The following is a 16,884-nucleotide window of genomic DNA, read 5'->3' on the forward strand; positions in this document are numbered from 1 at the left end:
TATGTGAAATTAATTTCATAGATGAAAGGACTCGTTATCATTATGGATAATCAAAAACTAACGACCAAGCAGAAGGTCCGGAAGTTCACCGGAAACTTTGCCACGATTGCCTGCCTGGTCATGTACTTCTCCTACATTGAACAGATTATTGCTAACTTTACCGGCCAGCCAGTTTCACCTGTTCAACCGTTCTTTGCCTCCATCAATGCCTTGTTATGGGTAATCTACGGTTGGGTAAAGCCCGATAAAAAGGATTGGCCGGTGATTATCGCCAACTTCCCCGGAATCATCTTCGGGTTAGTAACGGCAATTACCTCATTCGTTCACTAGTACTAAAAAAGGACGTGAGTTTTGGTTAGCTCACGTCCTTTTTTTAGTCGCCGTTTGTAAAATTAAGTTAGAAAAATAAAAAAGCCATTTGTGATAGACTTTTGAATAACCACAAACAAAAGTAAAGGAACATCACAAATGACTTATAAACATCTTACCACACGTGAACTAACCCTCATAGCTAATTTTTGGCACCAAGGTACGAAGGCTTATCAAGCTGCTAAACTGCTTAAACGAAGCCAAGAAACTATTTACCGCGTCTATCGATTTCTTGATAGCGGTAAGACCATTGCACAGTATCTTAAGGCTTACCAACGGAATAAGCAGCGTTGTGGTCGTAAGCAGGCTTAGCTAGCCAAGGATGAGATCAGCTACATCAATGAGCAGGTTAAAGCGGGCTGGACACCTGATACGATCATTGGTCGAGCAGAACGGACAATTAGCTGTAGTATGCGGACACTTTATCGGATGTTTGCTCGTGGACAGTACAATTTTGCCGTCCAGCAATTACCGATGAAAGGCAAGCGACACCCCAATGGCTATGTCGAACGACGTGGTAAGGCGGGGCATCTCGGTCGGAGTATTTACCAGCGATACCATGATTTTCCTCACTACCAACACGAGTTTGGTCACTTTGAAGCTGATACTGTTCAAGGAAAAGCTCATCGTGGTGCGGTCATGACCTTGGTGGAACGTCAATCTAAGGTGATGATTGTGCTTAACGTTCATCGTAAAACTGATGAAGCAGTTAACTATCACTTGGATAAATGGCTTTCTAAAATGCCTCGTCATTTCGTTAAGTCGATTACCTTTGATAATGGTAAGGAATTCGCGGGCTGGCGTGAGATTGCCAATAAACATGACCTTCATACTTATTTTGCGGAGGTTGGAGCGCCCAATCAACGCGGCCTGAATGAAAACAATAATGGTATCTTACGTCGTGACGGTCTCAGTAAACGATTAGACTTCCGTAATTTACCAGATGAACTAATCACCCAGCTGATGCACAAACGAAATACTATTCCACGGAAGTCACTTCACTACCGCACACCACTTGAAGTATTCCTAAGTCACGTCACAGATGAACAGCTTTCAACATTTTTCTAATTTAAATTGACATTTCGGGAGTTATTAAGTGCCCTTTGGTATGCCCGGGCAGTTGTCGGGTCAAAGCAGACCATTGTCACTTCTTCCACGTGACTGGCCGAACGTAAGAACGCTCGCATCGCGCGGATTGCAATCTGGGCGGCCCGGTCTAAGGGGAAGGAATAGACGCCCGTGCTGATCGACGGGAAAGCCACGGTCCGACAACCATATTCGTCCGCCAGTGCCAGACTATTACGGTAGGAATTCGCCAGCAACTGCTCCTCGTCATGGTCGCCCCCGTGCCAAATGGGACCCGGCGTGTGGATAATATACTTCGCTGGTAAATTAAAGCCACTGGTAATTCGGGCCTCCCCGGTCGGGCAACCGCCAAACTTTTCGCAGGCCGCGTATAGGGCTGGGCCCGCCGCCCGGTGAATTGCGCCGTCAACACCGCCGCCGCCCATCAGTGTGGTATTGGCAGCGTTGACAACTGCGTCTGCCGCGATGGTCGTAATATCGCCTTGAACTACCTGAATTGTTTTCATAACCGATTCCTTCTTTGCTTAAATTGCGGATAAAGCCAAATTGCTTCAACAATTGACAATGCTGACAAGGCAACGACAAAGCCCCGTCCAAAGCCGGCACCAAGCCCATATGCCGTCGCTGAACCTGAATAGCTAGTAAAATCAAGCTTGATCAGTAACGCTGTAACTACGATAAAAGTCAAGAGCGCCCCCACCTGGGTGACCCGATTCTGCTTCTTCCAATCGGCCTTGCTTAACAGGAAATAAACATTTACAGATAAGAGGCCAACGACTGCTCCAGCTAAAAAACGGCCCAGTGGTGGCAGTTGGTTAATCATTCCGGTTCCAAATAGTGCCCGCCATAAAAAGTATAAACTGATCACGACATTACACAAATACGAAATTGTAAAAATCCGGTCCTGCTTAGCCAACGATGCGTGTTCTTGCTTATAATTATTAATCATCTCGTGGTCCTCCCGTAATAAATCATCTAAACTAACGTGGTAAAGGTCACTGAGCTGGACCAGCATAAAAATGTCAGGATACGAGCGCCCATTTTCCCAGCTAGAAATCGTCTTCCGGGATACCCCGAGTTTAGTTGCGACTTCCTGCTGGGTCCAGTCGTTATGGGCCCGGTATTGTTTGATTTTCTCTGCGAATTCCATTCAGTGCCTCCGTATTTCAAATTGATTTCCCGGGAAATAATTCTTGCTAACAAGATACCAAGCCGGAACTCAAATGTCACGCTAACCTTTCCAGACAAACAAAAATCACTGGATGCTCATTTCCTGAGCTCCAGTGATTTTTAATTTCTGATAACGGGCAAAGTGCCCCAGGGCCGGTGCCGAGGTCCGGACGCATCCCCTGTCGAGGAGGTTATTTTTCCTCCCAATAGCTACCAAATGTTGACCCGGTCTTCCGGCGCCTTGTACATCTGGTCACCCGACTGAATCCCAAAGGCAGTGTAGAAGTCGGCCTGGTTTTGGGCCTGAACGTTGGCCCGCAGCTTTTGCGGTGCGTGAACGTCAATCGACAGCAATAATTGTTCATATTGCTGGGTGGCCTTCATCCGCCAAATTGTTGCCCAGTTGATAAAGAACTCTTGGGCGTTGAAGTTGTTCTCTTCCTTAGCCGCTTCCAAGGCGCAGGATAGGCCCCCGCCATCGGCGATGTTTTCGGAGACCGTTAGCTTCCCATTGACCTTCTGGCCCGCAATTGGCAAGCCGTCAAATTCGGCGATCATTTTCTGGGCGAGTTCCTTAAAGTGGGCGGAGTCTTCCGGCGTCCACCAATTGTTCAAGTTCCCGTACTCGTCAAAGAGAGCCCCATTGTTATCAAAGGCGTGGGAAATTTCGTGGGCGATGACCGCGCCAATTCCCCCGTAATTCTGGCTACTTGTTTGTTTCAGCGAATAGAATGGCGCCTGCAGGATAGCAGCTGGGAAAACAATGATGTTCTTAAACGGGTGGTAGTAAGCGTTGACCGTGGCGGCGCTCATTTCCCAGCGCATCCGGTCAACCGGCTTGTTCCAACGGCTAAACATATCCTTGCTAGCAACGATACTCAATTGGTTAAGGTTAGCAATCAGTGATTCCAGCTCATCGACCTTTAAGTGGTCGTACAATGACGGAATTTTGTCTGGGTAGCCGACTTGGATGCCCAGCTTATCTAGTTTGAGAACTGCCTTATCCCGGGTCGCCTTACTCAGCCAAGTATTGTTAGTCAGGCGTTGCTTGTAGACGGCAATCATCTGCTCAACCATGTGATGGACGTCCGCCTTAGCTTGCGGGCCGAAGTAGGTCTTGCCATAGTAGTCCCCCGCCACCTGGCTAAAGATGTCCCGGGCCAGGTAGTAGGCAAATTTTTGCTGGCTGACCGGCTTCTTGCTCCCGGATAACGCCCGGCTGTACCGGCCGTTGATTTCCCGCATCTCATCATCCAGGTAACTGGCGTTGTCGCGGACAACGTTGATCAGTGCCCAACTCTTAAAGAGGTCAAAGTGGTCCTTGAGAATGCTGTTCAGGGCCTTAAAGTAAGCCGGTTCCATCACGATGACCTTGTCCGGCGTTGCCCCTACCAGCTGCTTGGTGACCGCTGCCAGATCCAGTTGGTCCGTGGAAGCAGCCAGCTCGGCAACTGTCTGTGGATTGTACATTTTACTGTAATCGGCTGCCTCTTCCGCACTCTTCACGTTCGGCGCCAATAGCGCATCAAAAGCCTGGGCTTCCTTGATCAGTTGGGCAGCCTGTTCTTCGGTGTAGTCCAGCTTTAACAATAGCTCCTTAACCATTGCAGCCCAAAGTTTCATCAACTGGTCATGCTGGTCCTTCTTCGCCGGCTCGTAGTAACTCTTGTCCGGTAAAATCAGCGATGGCGAAGAGACAAACAGTGCATAGACCGTGGCGTTCTTCATATCCGCATCAATATCAAACGATACCGGTGATGGCAGCCCCATCAGCACCCAGTTCTTCCACTGCTTCTGGTAGTCAGCGTATGAATCAAGGGCTGTGACGCTGGCCAGCAGGCGTTGTAACGGCACAGGGCCAACCTTTTTCCGCAGGTCAAACTTCTTCGCCACCCGGTACAGCTTAATCATCTCGTTAAAGCGCGGATCGTCTGACGTCTTCTTACCGTCTGCGTAGTCCTCAAAATCAGCCATCATCTGCTTATCGATTTCGTTGACCAGGTCGTTAAAGCCCCCCGTTGCTGGTTTATCATCGGGAATCTTAGCGTCCTTGATCCAGGCACCATTGACAGCTTCGTAAAGGTCATCCTTGATTAAATCCTTATTAATTGCCACGTTGTATTCCTCCTCAAAGTGAGTTTGTCACTATTATACTATTTTTAGCGCTTTTGCTGGGAACTTAACTACTCTTGGAAGGGGCGGAGTAACTCCTGCCGGGCACTCACCGCGAACCACTGGCTATGATCGATTAGCAACTGATTAACGCTTCGGTAGTCCGCCAGGTCAACTCGGCCGGGCAAGAGACCGCCTCGTTGCAACTGCCGTGCTAAGGCCACATCCTGTCTTTCCAAAACATCCCGGTAAATTGGCTGCTGGTCCGGCTCCCATTCTTCATTTAGCAGCGCTGCCGCCCGCACGTAGTTTCTTCCGTGCGTTAGCACCGCGAGCATCGTTTCCGGTGGTAATATTCGTTCAGTCATTTTGCTTCCTCCTCAGTTCCAAAACGTGGCTGGCTGGTGTTGGTACTGATAGCTGGTCGCGCTTAGTTGTCAGCAACCAGAATACGTCGTAATAGTGGTGACAACGGAGCGTACTTTCACCCCAGCCATCCGTGATAATTATGACCATAGTTCCTGTTTTGGGAACGCGGTGGTCACGGAGATAATCAAAAACACATTGAAATTGCGTCCCACCACCGCCCTGGCGGGTAAGGCGCGGCGCTTGTCCGGGCCGAAGACGCGTCCCCTTGCCACTTACCTTGGCGTCAAATGAATACAGCCAGGCTGGCAGCCCCAGCGTTCCCGTCATCTGCCCAATTGCAAGCAAAGCGGCGGCGAGCTCTTCATCGGAAACAGACCCCGAATTGTCAACAAAGATATGCACAGCGGGTACCAAGCGACTGACTTGTCCCGGAAGATCCATCCGCAGTGGTTGGCGCCGGTTAAAACGGTTCGCCCGGGGCTGATGACCCTGGGCAATTTTACCCAGCTGACGACGGAGGAGCTGCTGCCACGTCGGCACCGCGGCTATTGGCTCGACTGGGCGCTCAATTTGTGCTTGGACCTCGCCCGGCAATAAGCCACGGTCACGCTGGGGGATCTGCCGCCATGCTTGGTGCACAAGCTGGTTGACTGCTGCCAAGCGGGCAGCTTGGTCCGCATTTATTTGAGTACCACTAACCCACCCGGCATGACTTTCAACTGGCTGCTCGGCAGCTGTTTTCGAAGCATTTCCTGCATTGATACCGCCCACTGCATGAAGCAGCTTTTCTCGTTCTTCTTGACTGGCACCATTAATAATTTGCAGGTATTCCTGCGAATCAAGTTTTTCTGGAACTGGCCGCCGAAGGACTCGCCGCAGCTGAGCAAGACTGGCGGTCCCCTGGGGCGTTCCCGGGAGGTACTGGTTAACCGCAATATCCGTTGCCACGGCTACTAGTTCCTGGTCCGAATAATTCGTATACCGAGCCGGGTGTTTCCAGACCACGTGCAAGGCCAAATGAGCCAGCATCAAAACCGCATCATCCTGACGCAGTACTAACAGGCGGTCCGGATTGACCCTGATAACCAGTTGGTTGCCAGCCCAGGCTAACCCCATCGTCGCTTGTAATTGGTGGTCAAAACGGTGGGGCAATTGCAGAATAATTTCACCCATCAACCGCTGATGGTGCAAAAGGACTGTTACTAATTGGGAGTAGCGCTGGTCCGCGCTTGGTACTGAATTCCTAAATATTTTCTGCCAGAAGGTCATCCGCGGCGCTCCCCTTGGCTGGCCGCTCGAGCTAACTCTTGGTAGAGCCCGGCTACGGCGCCTGCTGGTGCAGAAGTAGCCTGCCGGTACATCGCCGTTAATAATGGCAGGCCGGACTCCCCAACTGACTTAGCAACCGCCACCTGCCCATCAGCACTGATTGAGCGAAGAAGTTTAAGAAAAACCGCGGCGCCTTGGTCCGTGTCCAGACTATAATCACCAGGCTGGTTGAGCCATTCTCGAAGGAGCTCCACCTTGACTGCTTCATCCGCCGTTTTAAATTGCCTTTGACCGTCAGCAGTTGTTTGCACGACCTCCAAGGTCAATTCGCTACCCTGAGCCAGGAAAAATTGGGCGAAGGATTCGCCGACTGTTGCTCCCAGGTCACCACTAAAGAGGTCCCCTGCCAATTGCTCTTGCGTCTCCCGTGGTAATTTCTGCAATTCATCAAGGTTCGTGCTAACCCGCTCCCAAGCCCGGGGCGTTGGCTCAAGGTCGCTCTCAGGGCTATTAGCAACCATCATCAAGCGATCGGGGTGACTATCCAAGTACTTAATCACCAGAGCATTGATTGCTGGTTGCCGGTGTCGTGCCCATTCTAGCCACTCGGTCGTCGAAGTAGCCATCACCAGGCGGACGGTTCGGTCGTTGATTGCCGCGTCACCAACGGCAACATCGTACTCCCGGTCGTTAAAGCCAGCCATGGTGCTGTCCGGGTTTTCTGCGATAATCATCTTCACTTGGGCGGGAAGCCGCAATGAATTGATTCGCCGCTGCAAAACTAAATTCATCAGTTCGCTTTGGACTGCTTGGCTCCCCCGGTTGAATTCATCCAGGAACCAGATAATCGGCTGGCCAGGATGCTCTTCCGCAAACTGAATAATTCGAATCAGAGTTTCCGCATAGCCATACTGCACGTTTGCCAAGCGTCCGTAATCTTTAGTTTCCACAAAGGAATCACTCGTCAGGGGCGGTACCGGAATTGCCAGGTCACCCTTTTCGCTCAGGCTAACCACCGTGGTGTAGAGCTGGGCACTCATTTGCCGCGCAACATCTTCCACCAGCGCCGACTTCCCGATTCCGGCGTCACCAACAATATTAGGAACGTTGCCCGCGCGCAGCACCAACGGGACCGCGGTTAATAACTGTTGATAAGTCAGTGCCATCTAAGCTCGCCACCCTTGCGTTTTCAAATCCATGTCCCGCTTCCGGATTCCCGACACGTAGGGATTGCCGGCCACGTAAAAGCGCTGGGGAGCTGCGCCGTCTTTGCCCGCGAGGTTAACCCCGACCCGGGGAGCTGTAATTATTTCCCGAGGAATTTTAAACTTTTCTAGATCCACCGTCAGCTGGTTGCCCTCCATCGGTTGACCATCAAGCTGCCGCGAGTGAATTCCCAGTGCCTGTACTAGTTTTGCAGGCCCGTTCGTGACGTTGACCCCTGACATCCCCCGGTGATGGACCATTACGTCCGGATTAATTGCCGGCTCAAGGCCCCGTAAGAGGATTCCCTGGGGCTCCTCGGCATCTTGGACAACGATGTCAAAGCAGTAGTGACCCCGAATTTGATACAGGTAAATATTTCCCGGTTGACCATACAGCGATTCCGAATAACCGGTTCGCCGACCATTAAAGGCGTGTGAAGCAGAGTCGTTCTCACCCAAATAGGCTTCACACTCGACGATATACCCACCGGTCCGGCCATCAGGGCCGTCATAGGTCACCAGTTTCCCCAAAAGGTCCCGGGCAATCTCGATGGTCGGCCGCCCCGTAAAGAATTGTTGAAATGCCGACAGCATAATTGAAATCCTCCTCTATTAAACTTATCCTAAAGGTAACACTAAACGAAAGGCGGTTCATCTGCAATGCTTAAAACTGAACGAATTTACACCAAACCAATTGATGAGGACGGCTACCGAATCCTGGTTGACCGCCTCTGGCCCCGCGGAATCTCCAAGGTCAACGCCCACCTCGACTGCTGGCTCAAAGAGGTCGGCCCCAGCAATGAACTTCGCAAGTGGTTCGGTCATGACCCAGCTAAGTATCCAGAATTCAAAGAACGCTACCTCGCCGAACTCCACGATAACGTCGCCTACGCCATCCTTAAAGAACTGGTCAGCAACCATGCTCAAGAAAATATTATCCTCCTGTATGGCGCTAAAGACGAGGAGCATAACCAGGCCGTCATCCTCAAGGAACAGTTGGAACATGACCTGGGTTAACTCCTGGTTGCGGGTTCGCAACCATTAATTATCCGGGAAATATTCGGAGGTTCTTGTTGCTACCCTTATTTCTCTTATAATTGATAGTACGAATTCAACGAAACGAGGAATCAGTTCCAACAACAACTAACTAAATTGCGGCAGGCAGCAGGCCTTTCCCAGGAGCAGTTAGCCGACCAGCTCCATGTTTCTCGCCAGGCTATTTCTAATTGGGAAAATGGCAGTGCCCTGCCGGATATTGAGAAAATTATCCAAATCGCCAGTATTTTACACGTTTCCCTCGACGAACTGGTACTGGCTAAGGAACCCGCTGTCAGCCAGTTCAAGCTGGACCGGCTTATCGACGCCCATATCCAGCAAAACCAGCAGGAAAATCACTGGCGTTATCAGGAAATCAACAACGGCTGGGAATTTCTCGCCCATTACTGGTGGATCATCCCCGCCCTCGGCGGCATTATTTGCGGCATTGTTGGCGCCTTTAGATAAGGCTACTGCAGCTACCTAGCTAAAACATAAACGGCCTCCAGTACTTGGCAAAGTGCTGGAAGCCGTTTGTGCTTTCTAAAGACTAGCTGCACGGCAACGAGGACGTAATGAGGCTGGGAATTAACTCAACCTCTTAACTACTTTATAGATAAAAATGCTTCAGCCCAGTGACTGGCTGGCAGTTCAAACGCTGATGAATCAGCATTTGACCAAACCCAAATAGGCTTGCTGCGCGGCGTAGCCATCCTTGTGGGAGTGGTATAACGAACTAGATAATCTAGTTCTGTCACGCTCCCACTCTCACTGATTCTCTAGAACTGCCAGCCCCTGCTGGAGAACGTCATCCGTCACCTTGACTGTTAAGAAGCGCTGCAAAGGAGTCTCACTGTGGCGATCCTTAAAGGCCATTGGTTCTGCCGCCAGGATAACCACTGGCAGGTTATTTTCCGTCAGCATCACCTGACCGGGGCCCTGGTACTTACCCTTAGTGTGTTTCCCAGTCCGCCAGGTGTGGAGCTTAACTGCACCATGCTGATCGACTTTAAGCTGGTACTTGCCACCCGCGTCAGGTTCGACCGGAATTCCCGTGAACTTTTGTACCGGATACTGGTTTTTCTTACTCATTCCTTTTCTTCCACCTCGTCATCTATATCCACTAACTTTAACAGTTGGTAAAAGTAGCCAGCCTGCATTGCCGTCGCCCAAGTTCCCCGTTGAACATCCTCCCCATCGATAATTAGGGACAGCAGGGCGTTTGCCACCCGCGCGTTGTTAATCAGCAGGGCTTGGCTCACAGTTAGCTCATTTAGTTTAGGCTTGATATGAAAGTGACGGAGCGTTTTCCGGTACTTATGGTCATACAACGGACTGGCCTTAAATTTGCGTACAAAATCCAGTAACTGCTGGTCGTACAACGGGTAGCCCGCCCGAACCAGCCCGTCCTCTGGTTGTGAAATGGTCCAAGCAACTTTTTTGCCCGCCATCTGTTGAAAATATTTTTCTTCACTTTGCCACTCCAAGCAGCTCACCCTCTCTGTTTTACATTAAGTGTACCGACTTCCCGGATGAATGTCACTCACCAACCTCGGGAAATTCATGTTACCATTAAGACAAGACTTACTAATTGGAGGTAGTTTTATGGAACAAAAAGCGATTACCGCTGAACAAATGCGGCATTACGACTCGTTTACCATTAATACCATTGGCGTTCCCTCCCTTGTTTTGATGGAACGGGCGGCATTGGCAGTCCGGGATGAGATTTTAAATGCCTACCCGCTCAACCTCGGCCACGTTGTTGTGGTTGCTGGCAGTGGCAACAATGGTGGTGACGGCTTAGATGTCGCCCGTCTCCTCCACATTGCGGGTGTCAAGGTTACCATCCTCAACGTTGGCAACCCAGATCACGCCTCAGAGGAGCACCAAGTACAGGACCATATCTGCCAATACTACCAGATTCCGCAAACTACCGACCTCGCAATTCTCGACCAGGCAACGCTGGCTGTCGACGCCCTTTTTGGTATCGGAATTGACCGAGTGGTAAAGGGGGATTACGCGGCCGCCATCGATGCCATCAACGCCAGTGACGCCGTAGTAATTGCCGTCGACATGCCATCCGGCATCAACACTGATACCGGCGAAGTAATGGGAACCGCCGTCAAGGCAGAGGTTACAGTGACGTTTGCTTTCAATAAGCTCGGGCTCACGACTGACGCCGGGAAGGAGTACGCCGGCCGGGTTGTCATTGCAGATGATATGGGCACTTACGCCGTTGACGATTAAAATTACAAGGGGTGACCATTAATGATCCATAATCAAACAATTGATAACCAACTTAACCACCGAACGATTCGGGCGTTCAAAGACCAGTCATTAACCGCTGACCAGCTGCAGACTCTCTACGCCGCGGCCAGTCATACTTCAACCAGCATGTTCATGCAGCAGTTTAGCATTCTCCACCTTACCGACCCCCAGCTGCGGCAAGCTGTCCGGGAAATCTCCGGTCAGCCCTACGTCGGAGCCAACGGGGACCTACTGATTTTTGTCGTCGACCTTTACCGCAACCAGCAAATCCGCCACCAAATGGGCAATGACGATGGCCGACTCCACACCACTGATATCTTTATGCAGGCGGTAGAAGACACCGTCCTCGCCCTCCAAAACACCCTAGTCGCCGCAGAAAGTATGGGACTGGGTGGTGTAATCCTCGGCTCAATCAAGAATGACCCGGCCCGCCTGGTTAAAGTCCTGAAACTGCCGAAAATGACAATGCCCCTCCTGGGCTTACAGGTCGGAATTCCTAACCAGCAACCGCAGCTCAAGCCCCGGTTGCCACTTGACTTCATAGCCTTTGACAACCACTACCCGACTGAGTTCGATGTTCACGACCTGGCCGATTACGACCACGACGTTCATCAATACTACGACTTGCGGGATGCCAACCGCCGCGTCGATAGCTTCACTAACCAAATCAACGGTGCCAAACTCAACCTAGGTGACCCTGACAAGCGGGATGACCTCGCCCAGGTATTGCAGGAGCAAGGACTCGCTCTCGACTGGAAGCAAGCAGACTAATTTGAATTTAAAACAAGAATCTGGTGAGAAAACTTTACTTTCTCACCAGATTTTTGCTAATCTTGTCCCACTCGCGGTATTTACTTCAAATACTTAGCAGGGTCCGCTACAAAGTCAGCGACCTTAACGTCGACCGCATCCTTAGTCGCCGCGTTCTTCAGTTGGAATTGACCCTCACTGACTTCCCGGTCACCAAAGACGGCGAAGTACTTAGCGTTGCGGCGGAAGGCTTCCTTGATCTGCTTGCCGACCTTCACGCCACTGTAATCCTTGTCGGCAACAATTCCCTGTTGACGAACCTTGCTCAGAACCTCAAAGGCCAGGTTGTCACCCTGGTCATCAGCGCTCGCCAGGAAGAGGTCGAGTTGGTCCTGTGGTGCGAAATCTGGGTTCTCCTGTTGTAGGAGGAGCATTAAGCGTTCAACCCCCATTCCGAAACCAATTCCCCCTTCTTCAGGGCCGCCAAGCTGGGAAATCAAACCGTTGTAGCGACCACCGGCACAAACCGTTGTGTAGCCGCCACCAAAAACTGGTGAGTCGGACATAATTTCAAAGATGGTGTGGTTGTAGTAGTCTAAGCCCCGCACCATGTTGGTATCAATTTCGTAGTCAATGCCTAGTTCCTTGAGCAGCTTTTGGACCTGGTCAAAGTAGGTCTGTGATTCATCGTCCAGGTAGTCCAGAATCGACGGCGCGTCTGCGACTAATTTCTGGTCACCAGCATCTTTGCTATCCAGGACCCGGAGCGGGTTCTTGTAAAGCCGTTCCTGCGAATCCGCACTCAGTTCATCATAGTGGGGCTTGAGGTAGTTAATCAGCGCTTCCCGGTAGTCTTGGCGGACCTGCTTGTCACCGAGCGTGTTGATAACCAGCTTGACGTTTGGCACCCCAAACTTCTTGAAGAGCGCCATCGCCATCGCAATGACTTCAACGTCAATCTGTGGTGATTCGTTGTTTAGTGCTTCGACCCCAATCTGGTGGAATTCACGCTGCCGACCGGACTGCGGCCGTTCGTAACGGAACATTGGTCCCATGTAATAGACCTTGTACGGCTTCGGGTATTCCGGACCGTAGAGCTTGTTTTCCACGTAGGCCCGCACAACTCCGGCCGTTCCTTCTGGCCGCAGGGCAATGTGCCGGTCACCCTTATCGTGAAAATCATACATTTCCTTTTCCACGATATCGGAGGTGTCTCCCACGTTCCGCGCGAAGACACGGTAATCTTCAAACATCGGCGTCCGGATCCCCCGGTAGCCAAATTGGCGGAAGACTTCCCGGGCATTGGCTTCGACCTTTTCCCACAAGCCGGTAGTCCCTGGCAGCAGGTCCGCAGTTCCCTTTGGTTTTTGATAATCCATCGTTCAATTTCCCCTTTCATTAATAAAGCCCTCTAAGGCCATAGACCTTAGAGGGCGATTTTACTCACTGTCCCACCTCTATTTGCACCAGCCTCACAGCCAATGCCTCCAGAAGTTGTGCTAACTTCACGACGATAACGGGTCATCCGGAACCGGCTACTATTTTCCCCGGTTCAGCTCAGTAGAGGTGGCTTCACAACCACGGCTAGTTCTCAGCATTGCTAGTTCTCTGTCAAAATGTGGCTGCTTTTATTCTACTTCCAGTGCTTTTCAGTTCACCAGTGATTTTACCATAAGTCGTCGCGTTTGGGTATCACTATTTGCTGTCGTCGCTGAGCCGACGCAACCGTAACAGGTAGGCAAAGACCCCGCCGAGGGTGACCGTCATCAGCAGGAAGACAGAAATAAAGAGTTCTTGGTAGTTCCCGTGATCAATTACAAAACCGCCGTAAAGGGGCCCGATTGCCCGCCCAATCGACATCATGATGTTGAGCAGTCCCTGGTAGTGCCCAGCCTCGTTCACCGTTGTCAACTGGGCAATCCAAGCCGGCAGCCCCGCAAAACTGGCCATTTCGCCAATCGTCAAGAGAACAAAATCAAGCACGAAGGCCCACAGGTTCCGAGCAAAGATCAAGAGGAGGAAGGAACTGGCAAAAATCAGAATACCGACCATAATCTGGCTGGATAAACGAACATAGGGGCTGAGCTTGTTCACCAATGGCTGGCCAACGATAATCAGCACCCCGTTAAGCGTCCACAGGAGGCTGTACGCGTAAAAGGGAATTCCCATATTCGTCATGTGCACAGCCATTACGCTCTCCCAGAGTGAGTAGCTGAGGTGGATCGTTACGAAGTTTAGGAGGATCAGCCAAATTAACACGAGGGCTTGCTGGTGACTCCTAGAGGCCAACTTCTCCCGGGACCGTGGTGTTTTCGGCGGTAACGGGACCCGGACTTTGAGGGCAAACACGACCACCAGGGCCAGCAGGAAGTAAAAGACGGTGGCAACCGTAAAGACCAGCACGACGCTGACTGGCAGGAGAACCCCCACCGCCAACGTGCCAATTACGACCCCGACATTGAAGGCCATGTAAATATAGTTAAAGACGTAGCGCGAACTGTGATCACTGACCAGGGAGCCGTATGAATTAACGATGGTCATGTTAATACCATCCCCCAGGCTGTTCAGCATCATCAGGACCGCGAACCACGGCCAGCCGTGCGCAAAGATCAGGGTAAAGATCGCCACCGTTGAGATTGTTACCCCTAAGACCGCCGTCTGGTACTGGTCCCAGTGGTCAAACAACCACCCACCCAGGTAGTTGCCGACCATCATGCAGATTGACATCAAAAGCATTACTACCCCTGCCGTCGTCAGACTTTCGTGGAGGTAGTTGTGCATATACATCGTTGTCAACGGCCACAAAAAAGCAGCCCCAGTGTTGTTAAGCAAACTTGCGAGGGCTACCCATTTTAACTTAACCTGCCTCTGCTTTGTCATTTTTGATCTCAGCTTGACCTCCTTAGCGTTCGTGAACCATTTCTGATGACGGTACCCGAATCAGGGTATACGTTGCGGCATCACGGTTGGCACGCAACCCCAGGCCGTTAATAACGGTATTCTGGTAGCGAACCGTCATTGTCGCAGCAAAAGCGTGCCCGCTTTCATGGTCCATCTTCTTCAATTTCGCCTTGTTCCACGGCAGGGTACTAGCATCTAGCGTCACTAACCGTTGTCCATCAGAGACCGAGCCGAAGCGGGAATTAGTCGTATAACGATTTCCCTTCGCCCAGTAAGTATACGAAACGACCGGATGCTGGCCATTCTTACTGCGGGAAGCGAGCACGTAGTAGTAGTCATTTCCCTGGTTGTGCAACTGCAGGTTGGCATACTGCATTGAAATCCTCGTTTCCTGCCGGTCGTTAATGGCAACCTGGCGGAAGAAGGTCAGGTGCAGCATCGTCCCAAGCCAAGCGAGGGCGATTACCACCAGGACGACGTACCGCCAAAACAGCTTCGGTGCAAACGCCTTTTTCGTTTTTGCAATCAACATCAGTTGTTGGACGCGAATATAGTGAATTACCCAGCAGAAAAAGGCAACTGCCAGGATCCACGACAGCCATCCCAACCAATTCCAAGTCATATCTACAACTCTCCATTCTATTTGCCAAGGTTATACCTTGATTATCACATAAATACTGCTCCATGTCCCGCTTATTGCCGCCGATTTTCTTAAATAAATTGGTGTTTCTTTTTGGCAACTCTCTAAACTGTGCTAAACTTAAAAATGGTATTTAACCAGTTTGTCTCACCAGTGGACGAATTAGTGAAAACGAATTTTAATTGACGACCTGGTCAAATAAGGAGGAAAATGATTTCATGGATAATTTGAGTGAGTTGGCGCAAGAATTAATCAAATTTGAGCATGATAACGACTTAAACGATAATGAGGTTGCCTTCGGGAGCCATTTGTCAGTCGAACGAATTCATGACATTAAGTCATCAAATTCCGCAGCGACCTCTGAAGAAGCCGAATTGCTCCAACGGTTTATGCAAAGTAAATAAGCAATAATAAAAAAGGTGCGGGCCTACAATAGCTCGCACCTTTTTTATTACTGGCGGAAGGTAACTGGCAGGGTCGTCGACGGCACCTGGACGGTGGGCTGAGCGACCCGCTGCAATAGCGTCTTAATCAGGGCCGTCGCAAGCTCTGGAATTGGCTGGACAACCGTTGGCAATTGGGGAGCCACTTTTTGAACCAGCTGCGAACCGTCGTAACCAGTAATGAAGAAGTCCCGCCCCATCCGGAGACCATGTGCACGGTAAACAGCGGCGATTTCGAGCGCTTGAATATCATTTGAGGCGACCACCCCATCATAAATTCCCGGGAAAGTAGTCGCAAAGTCAATGCTATCCAGTGCTAAGGGATCAAAACTCCGGTGCTCTTCCGTCAGCCGGTCAACGGCCCCCTGGAGCCGGTTCAGTGTCGGTGACGCGGAAGTGTCCTCGTCTACGATCACCGCGATGTGCCGGACAGCATGCTGGAGAAGGTAGTCAACCGCTAGTTTCCCGCCCCGGTAACTATCCGAAGCAACGATTGGAATATTATCTGCCAGGTAGCGGTCAAAAGAAACGATTGGCGCCGCAACCTGGTGGTATTCCTGAATATCCAGGTTGTGCGAACCGGAGATGATTCCATCAACCTGGTTAGCCATCAGCATACTCAAATACTCGTGTTCAATTTCAGGATTTTCCGCTGAAGAAGCAATAATGGTCTTATAGCCCTGCTCAAACAGCTGCCGTTCCAACTCGTTTACCAGTTCAGCAAAGAAGGGGTTCGTTAGGTTAGGGAAAATCAAGCCAATGAACTTGGAGGGCTTGCCCTGCATTGCCCGGGCCAACGCGTTCGGCTGGTAATTCAGCTCCCGCATTGCCGCGTGGACCTTCTTGATGGTCTTGTCACTCAGCGAGCCGTAATTGTTAATGACCCGCGAGACCGTTGTTACTGACACTCCAGCTAATTTAGCAACATCCTTTAACTTTGCTACCATTCTTCTACCTCACATCATATCAGATCTTAAAAGCTCTTAATATTATATCCTAGTGTTCACCAAACAGAAATTGTTTCTCTCATTACGACCAAATTAACATATATTTTTCTAAGCATTTAACAAAAATTGTCTGTCAGTTGATAAAGACGCATTAAATGGCCCCGCCGGTTAAGATTATTAACGACTTCGTGGTTGTCAAAATATAAATATACTTATTTTACCTGCCGGATTCGATTGACGTTTCGCACCGAAAATGATAATTTTATAGATAGTGAAATCTTAATAACTTCTTAACTTTTTTATTTCAATTCTATAAAACG

19 protein-coding genes and 1 pseudogene are annotated in these 16,884 nt (G+C 50.5%); 7 read left to right on the top strand and 13 right to left on the bottom strand.

All coding sequences use genetic code 11. The annotated features are described in order from the left end of the window. Window positions 1-42: 42 nt before the first annotated feature. Together N4599_RS06190 and N4599_RS06195 are read left to right on the top strand one after the other, a co-directional pair. A complete protein-coding gene (locus N4599_RS06190; protein WP_003714261.1) occupies window positions 43-330 on the top strand; it encodes a SemiSWEET family transporter in 288 nt (95 codons plus the stop codon). Window positions 331-468: 138 nt separating this feature from the next. Next, window positions 469-1,437: pseudogene (locus N4599_RS06195) on the top strand (IS30 family transposase). On the opposite strand, the gene N4599_RS06200 reads toward N4599_RS06195, so the two are convergent. The 7 genes from N4599_RS06200 to N4599_RS06230 all read right to left on the bottom strand — a co-directional run bounded on the left by N4599_RS06200 (window position 1,434) and on the right by N4599_RS06230 (window position 8,174). After that, the gene (locus N4599_RS06200; protein ID WP_260898492.1) at window positions 1,434-1,961 is read right to left on the bottom strand and encodes an O-acetyl-ADP-ribose deacetylase; all 528 of its coding nucleotides are present in this window, start codon (window positions 1,959-1,961) and stop codon (window positions 1,434-1,436) included. The pseudogene N4599_RS06195 and the gene N4599_RS06200 overlap by 4 nt on opposite strands. Continuing rightward, a complete protein-coding gene (locus N4599_RS06205) occupies window positions 1,958-2,605 on the bottom strand; it encodes a helix-turn-helix domain-containing protein (RefSeq protein WP_260898495.1) in 648 nt (215 codons plus the stop codon). The genes N4599_RS06200 and N4599_RS06205 overlap by 4 nt, the downstream gene beginning before the upstream one ends. A gap of 230 nt (window positions 2,606-2,835) precedes the next feature. Then, complete coding sequence (locus N4599_RS06210; protein ID WP_260898496.1) at window positions 2,836-4,740, bottom strand: M13 family metallopeptidase; 1,905 nt, start codon at window positions 4,738-4,740, stop codon at window positions 2,836-2,838. A 68-nt stretch (window positions 4,741-4,808) separates the two neighbouring features. Further along, window positions 4,809-5,105, bottom strand: a complete 297-nt coding sequence (locus N4599_RS06215; protein ID WP_260898499.1) for a hypothetical protein — start codon at window positions 5,103-5,105, stop codon at window positions 4,809-4,811. Further along, window positions 5,098-6,279 carry a vWA domain-containing protein gene (locus N4599_RS06220; RefSeq protein WP_260898501.1) on the bottom strand — a complete coding sequence of 394 codons (1,182 nt, stop codon included), beginning with the start codon at window positions 6,277-6,279 and terminating at the stop codon, window positions 5,098-5,100. The genes N4599_RS06215 and N4599_RS06220 overlap by 8 nt, the downstream gene beginning before the upstream one ends. A 92-nt stretch (window positions 6,280-6,371) precedes the next feature. Then, entirely contained in the window at window positions 6,372-7,541 is a 1,170-nt protein-coding gene (locus N4599_RS06225; RefSeq protein WP_260898503.1) for an AAA family ATPase, read from the bottom strand. Further along, window positions 7,542-8,174, bottom strand: a complete 633-nt coding sequence (locus N4599_RS06230; RefSeq protein ID WP_062813176.1) for a DNA-3-methyladenine glycosylase — start codon at window positions 8,172-8,174, stop codon at window positions 7,542-7,544. A gap of 66 nt (window positions 8,175-8,240) precedes the next feature. Between N4599_RS06230 and N4599_RS06235 the strand changes: the two genes are divergently transcribed. Both N4599_RS06235 and N4599_RS06240 read left to right on the top strand, forming a co-directional pair. Next, the gene (locus N4599_RS06235) at window positions 8,241-8,597 is read left to right on the top strand and encodes a DUF488 domain-containing protein (RefSeq protein ID WP_062813177.1); all 357 of its coding nucleotides are present in this window, start codon (window positions 8,241-8,243) and stop codon (window positions 8,595-8,597) included. Window positions 8,598-8,732: 135 nt separating this feature from the next. Next, window positions 8,733-9,083, top strand: coding sequence for a helix-turn-helix domain-containing protein (locus tag N4599_RS06240; RefSeq protein ID WP_260898511.1), 351 nt, complete (start codon window positions 8,733-8,735; stop codon window positions 9,081-9,083). Window positions 9,084-9,383: 300 nt separating this feature from the next. On the opposite strand, the gene N4599_RS06245 is transcribed toward N4599_RS06240, so the two are convergent. Next, window positions 9,384-9,707: a DUF7671 family protein gene (locus N4599_RS06245; protein ID WP_260898513.1), complete on the bottom strand. Its 324-nt coding sequence runs from the start codon at window positions 9,705-9,707 to the stop codon at window positions 9,384-9,386. Next, on the bottom strand, window positions 9,704-10,111 hold the full coding sequence (locus N4599_RS06250) for a hypothetical protein (RefSeq protein WP_260898515.1): 408 nt from the start codon (window positions 10,109-10,111) through the stop codon (window positions 9,704-9,706). The genes N4599_RS06245 and N4599_RS06250 overlap by 4 nt, the downstream gene beginning before the upstream one ends. Before the next feature lie 109 nt (window positions 10,112-10,220). Here N4599_RS06250 and N4599_RS06255 point away from each other — a divergent pair, with 109 nt between their 5' ends. Together N4599_RS06255 and N4599_RS06260 are read left to right on the top strand one after the other, a co-directional pair. Continuing rightward, complete coding sequence (locus N4599_RS06255) at window positions 10,221-10,862, top strand: NAD(P)H-hydrate epimerase (RefSeq protein ID WP_260898517.1); 642 nt, start codon at window positions 10,221-10,223, stop codon at window positions 10,860-10,862. 21 nt (window positions 10,863-10,883) lie between these two features. Next, complete coding sequence (locus N4599_RS06260) at window positions 10,884-11,654, top strand: NADPH-dependent oxidoreductase (RefSeq protein ID WP_191364029.1); 771 nt, start codon at window positions 10,884-10,886, stop codon at window positions 11,652-11,654. An 80-nt stretch (window positions 11,655-11,734) separates the two neighbouring features. Here the strand turns inward: N4599_RS06260 and hisS are convergent, their stop codons facing one another. From hisS to N4599_RS06275, 3 genes are all read right to left on the bottom strand, one after another. Further along, window positions 11,735-13,012, bottom strand: a complete 1,278-nt coding sequence (gene hisS / locus N4599_RS06265; RefSeq protein WP_191364028.1) for a histidine--tRNA ligase — start codon at window positions 13,010-13,012, stop codon at window positions 11,735-11,737. Between the two features lie 316 nt (window positions 13,013-13,328). Continuing rightward, the gene (locus tag N4599_RS06270; RefSeq protein WP_260898520.1) at window positions 13,329-14,513 is read right to left on the bottom strand and encodes an MDR family MFS transporter; all 1,185 of its coding nucleotides are present in this window, start codon (window positions 14,511-14,513) and stop codon (window positions 13,329-13,331) included. Between the two features lie 22 nt (window positions 14,514-14,535). Beyond that, on the bottom strand, window positions 14,536-15,156 hold the full coding sequence (locus N4599_RS06275) for an LVIS_2131 family protein (protein WP_191364026.1): 621 nt from the start codon (window positions 15,154-15,156) through the stop codon (window positions 14,536-14,538). Between the two features lie 236 nt (window positions 15,157-15,392). Here N4599_RS06275 and N4599_RS06280 point away from each other — a divergent pair, with 236 nt between their 5' ends. Beyond that, window positions 15,393-15,578, top strand: a complete 186-nt coding sequence (locus tag N4599_RS06280; protein ID WP_003714304.1) for an LBP_cg2779 family protein — start codon at window positions 15,393-15,395, stop codon at window positions 15,576-15,578. Between the two features lie 47 nt (window positions 15,579-15,625). Here N4599_RS06280 and N4599_RS06285 read toward each other — a convergent pair whose 3' ends face one another. Further along, window positions 15,626-16,564: a LacI family DNA-binding transcriptional regulator gene (locus tag N4599_RS06285; RefSeq protein ID WP_191364025.1), complete on the bottom strand. Its 939-nt coding sequence runs from the start codon at window positions 16,562-16,564 to the stop codon at window positions 15,626-15,628. Window positions 16,565-16,884 lie beyond the last annotated feature (320 nt).

Origin of the sequence: Limosilactobacillus oris (genome assembly GCF_025311495.1) — a bacterium.
Taxonomy (GTDB): Bacteria; Bacillota; Bacilli; order Lactobacillales; family Lactobacillaceae; genus Limosilactobacillus; species Limosilactobacillus oris_A.

What these genes read in the sequence shown, in the direction of transcription:
- N4599_RS06260 (WP_191364029.1), top strand. Translation starts at nt 10,884, where the DNA reads ATGATCCATAATCAAACAATTGATAACCAACTTAACCACCGAACGATT.
- N4599_RS06205 (WP_260898495.1), bottom strand. Translation starts at nt 2,605, where the DNA reads ATGGAATTCGCAGAGAAAATCAAACAATACCGGGCCCATAACGACTGG.
- N4599_RS06225 (WP_260898503.1), bottom strand. Translation starts at nt 7,541, where the DNA reads ATGGCACTGACTTATCAACAGTTATTAACCGCGGTCCCGTTGGTGCTG.
- N4599_RS06275 (WP_191364026.1), bottom strand. Translation starts at nt 15,156, where the DNA reads ATGACTTGGAATTGGTTGGGATGGCTGTCGTGGATCCTGGCAGTTGCC.
- hisS (WP_191364028.1), bottom strand. Translation starts at nt 13,012, where the DNA reads ATGGATTATCAAAAACCAAAGGGAACTGCGGACCTGCTGCCAGGGACT.
- N4599_RS06280 (WP_003714304.1), top strand. Translation starts at nt 15,393, where the DNA reads ATGGATAATTTGAGTGAGTTGGCGCAAGAATTAATCAAATTTGAGCAT.
- N4599_RS06230 (WP_062813176.1), bottom strand. Translation starts at nt 8,174, where the DNA reads ATGCTGTCGGCATTTCAACAATTCTTTACGGGGCGGCCGACCATCGAG.
- N4599_RS06270 (WP_260898520.1), bottom strand. Translation starts at nt 14,513, where the DNA reads ATGACAAAGCAGAGGCAGGTTAAGTTAAAATGGGTAGCCCTCGCAAGT.
- N4599_RS06255 (WP_260898517.1), top strand. Translation starts at nt 10,221, where the DNA reads ATGGAACAAAAAGCGATTACCGCTGAACAAATGCGGCATTACGACTCG.
- N4599_RS06235 (WP_062813177.1), top strand. Translation starts at nt 8,241, where the DNA reads ATGCTTAAAACTGAACGAATTTACACCAAACCAATTGATGAGGACGGC.
- N4599_RS06285 (WP_191364025.1), bottom strand. Translation starts at nt 16,564, where the DNA reads ATGGTAGCAAAGTTAAAGGATGTTGCTAAATTAGCTGGAGTGTCAGTA.
- N4599_RS06190 (WP_003714261.1), top strand. Translation starts at nt 43, where the DNA reads ATGGATAATCAAAAACTAACGACCAAGCAGAAGGTCCGGAAGTTCACC.
- N4599_RS06215 (WP_260898499.1), bottom strand. Translation starts at nt 5,105, where the DNA reads ATGACTGAACGAATATTACCACCGGAAACGATGCTCGCGGTGCTAACG.
- N4599_RS06200 (WP_260898492.1), bottom strand. Translation starts at nt 1,961, where the DNA reads ATGAAAACAATTCAGGTAGTTCAAGGCGATATTACGACCATCGCGGCA.
- N4599_RS06220 (WP_260898501.1), bottom strand. Translation starts at nt 6,279, where the DNA reads ATGGGTGAAATTATTCTGCAATTGCCCCACCGTTTTGACCACCAATTA.
- N4599_RS06245 (WP_260898513.1), bottom strand. Translation starts at nt 9,707, where the DNA reads ATGAGTAAGAAAAACCAGTATCCGGTACAAAAGTTCACGGGAATTCCG.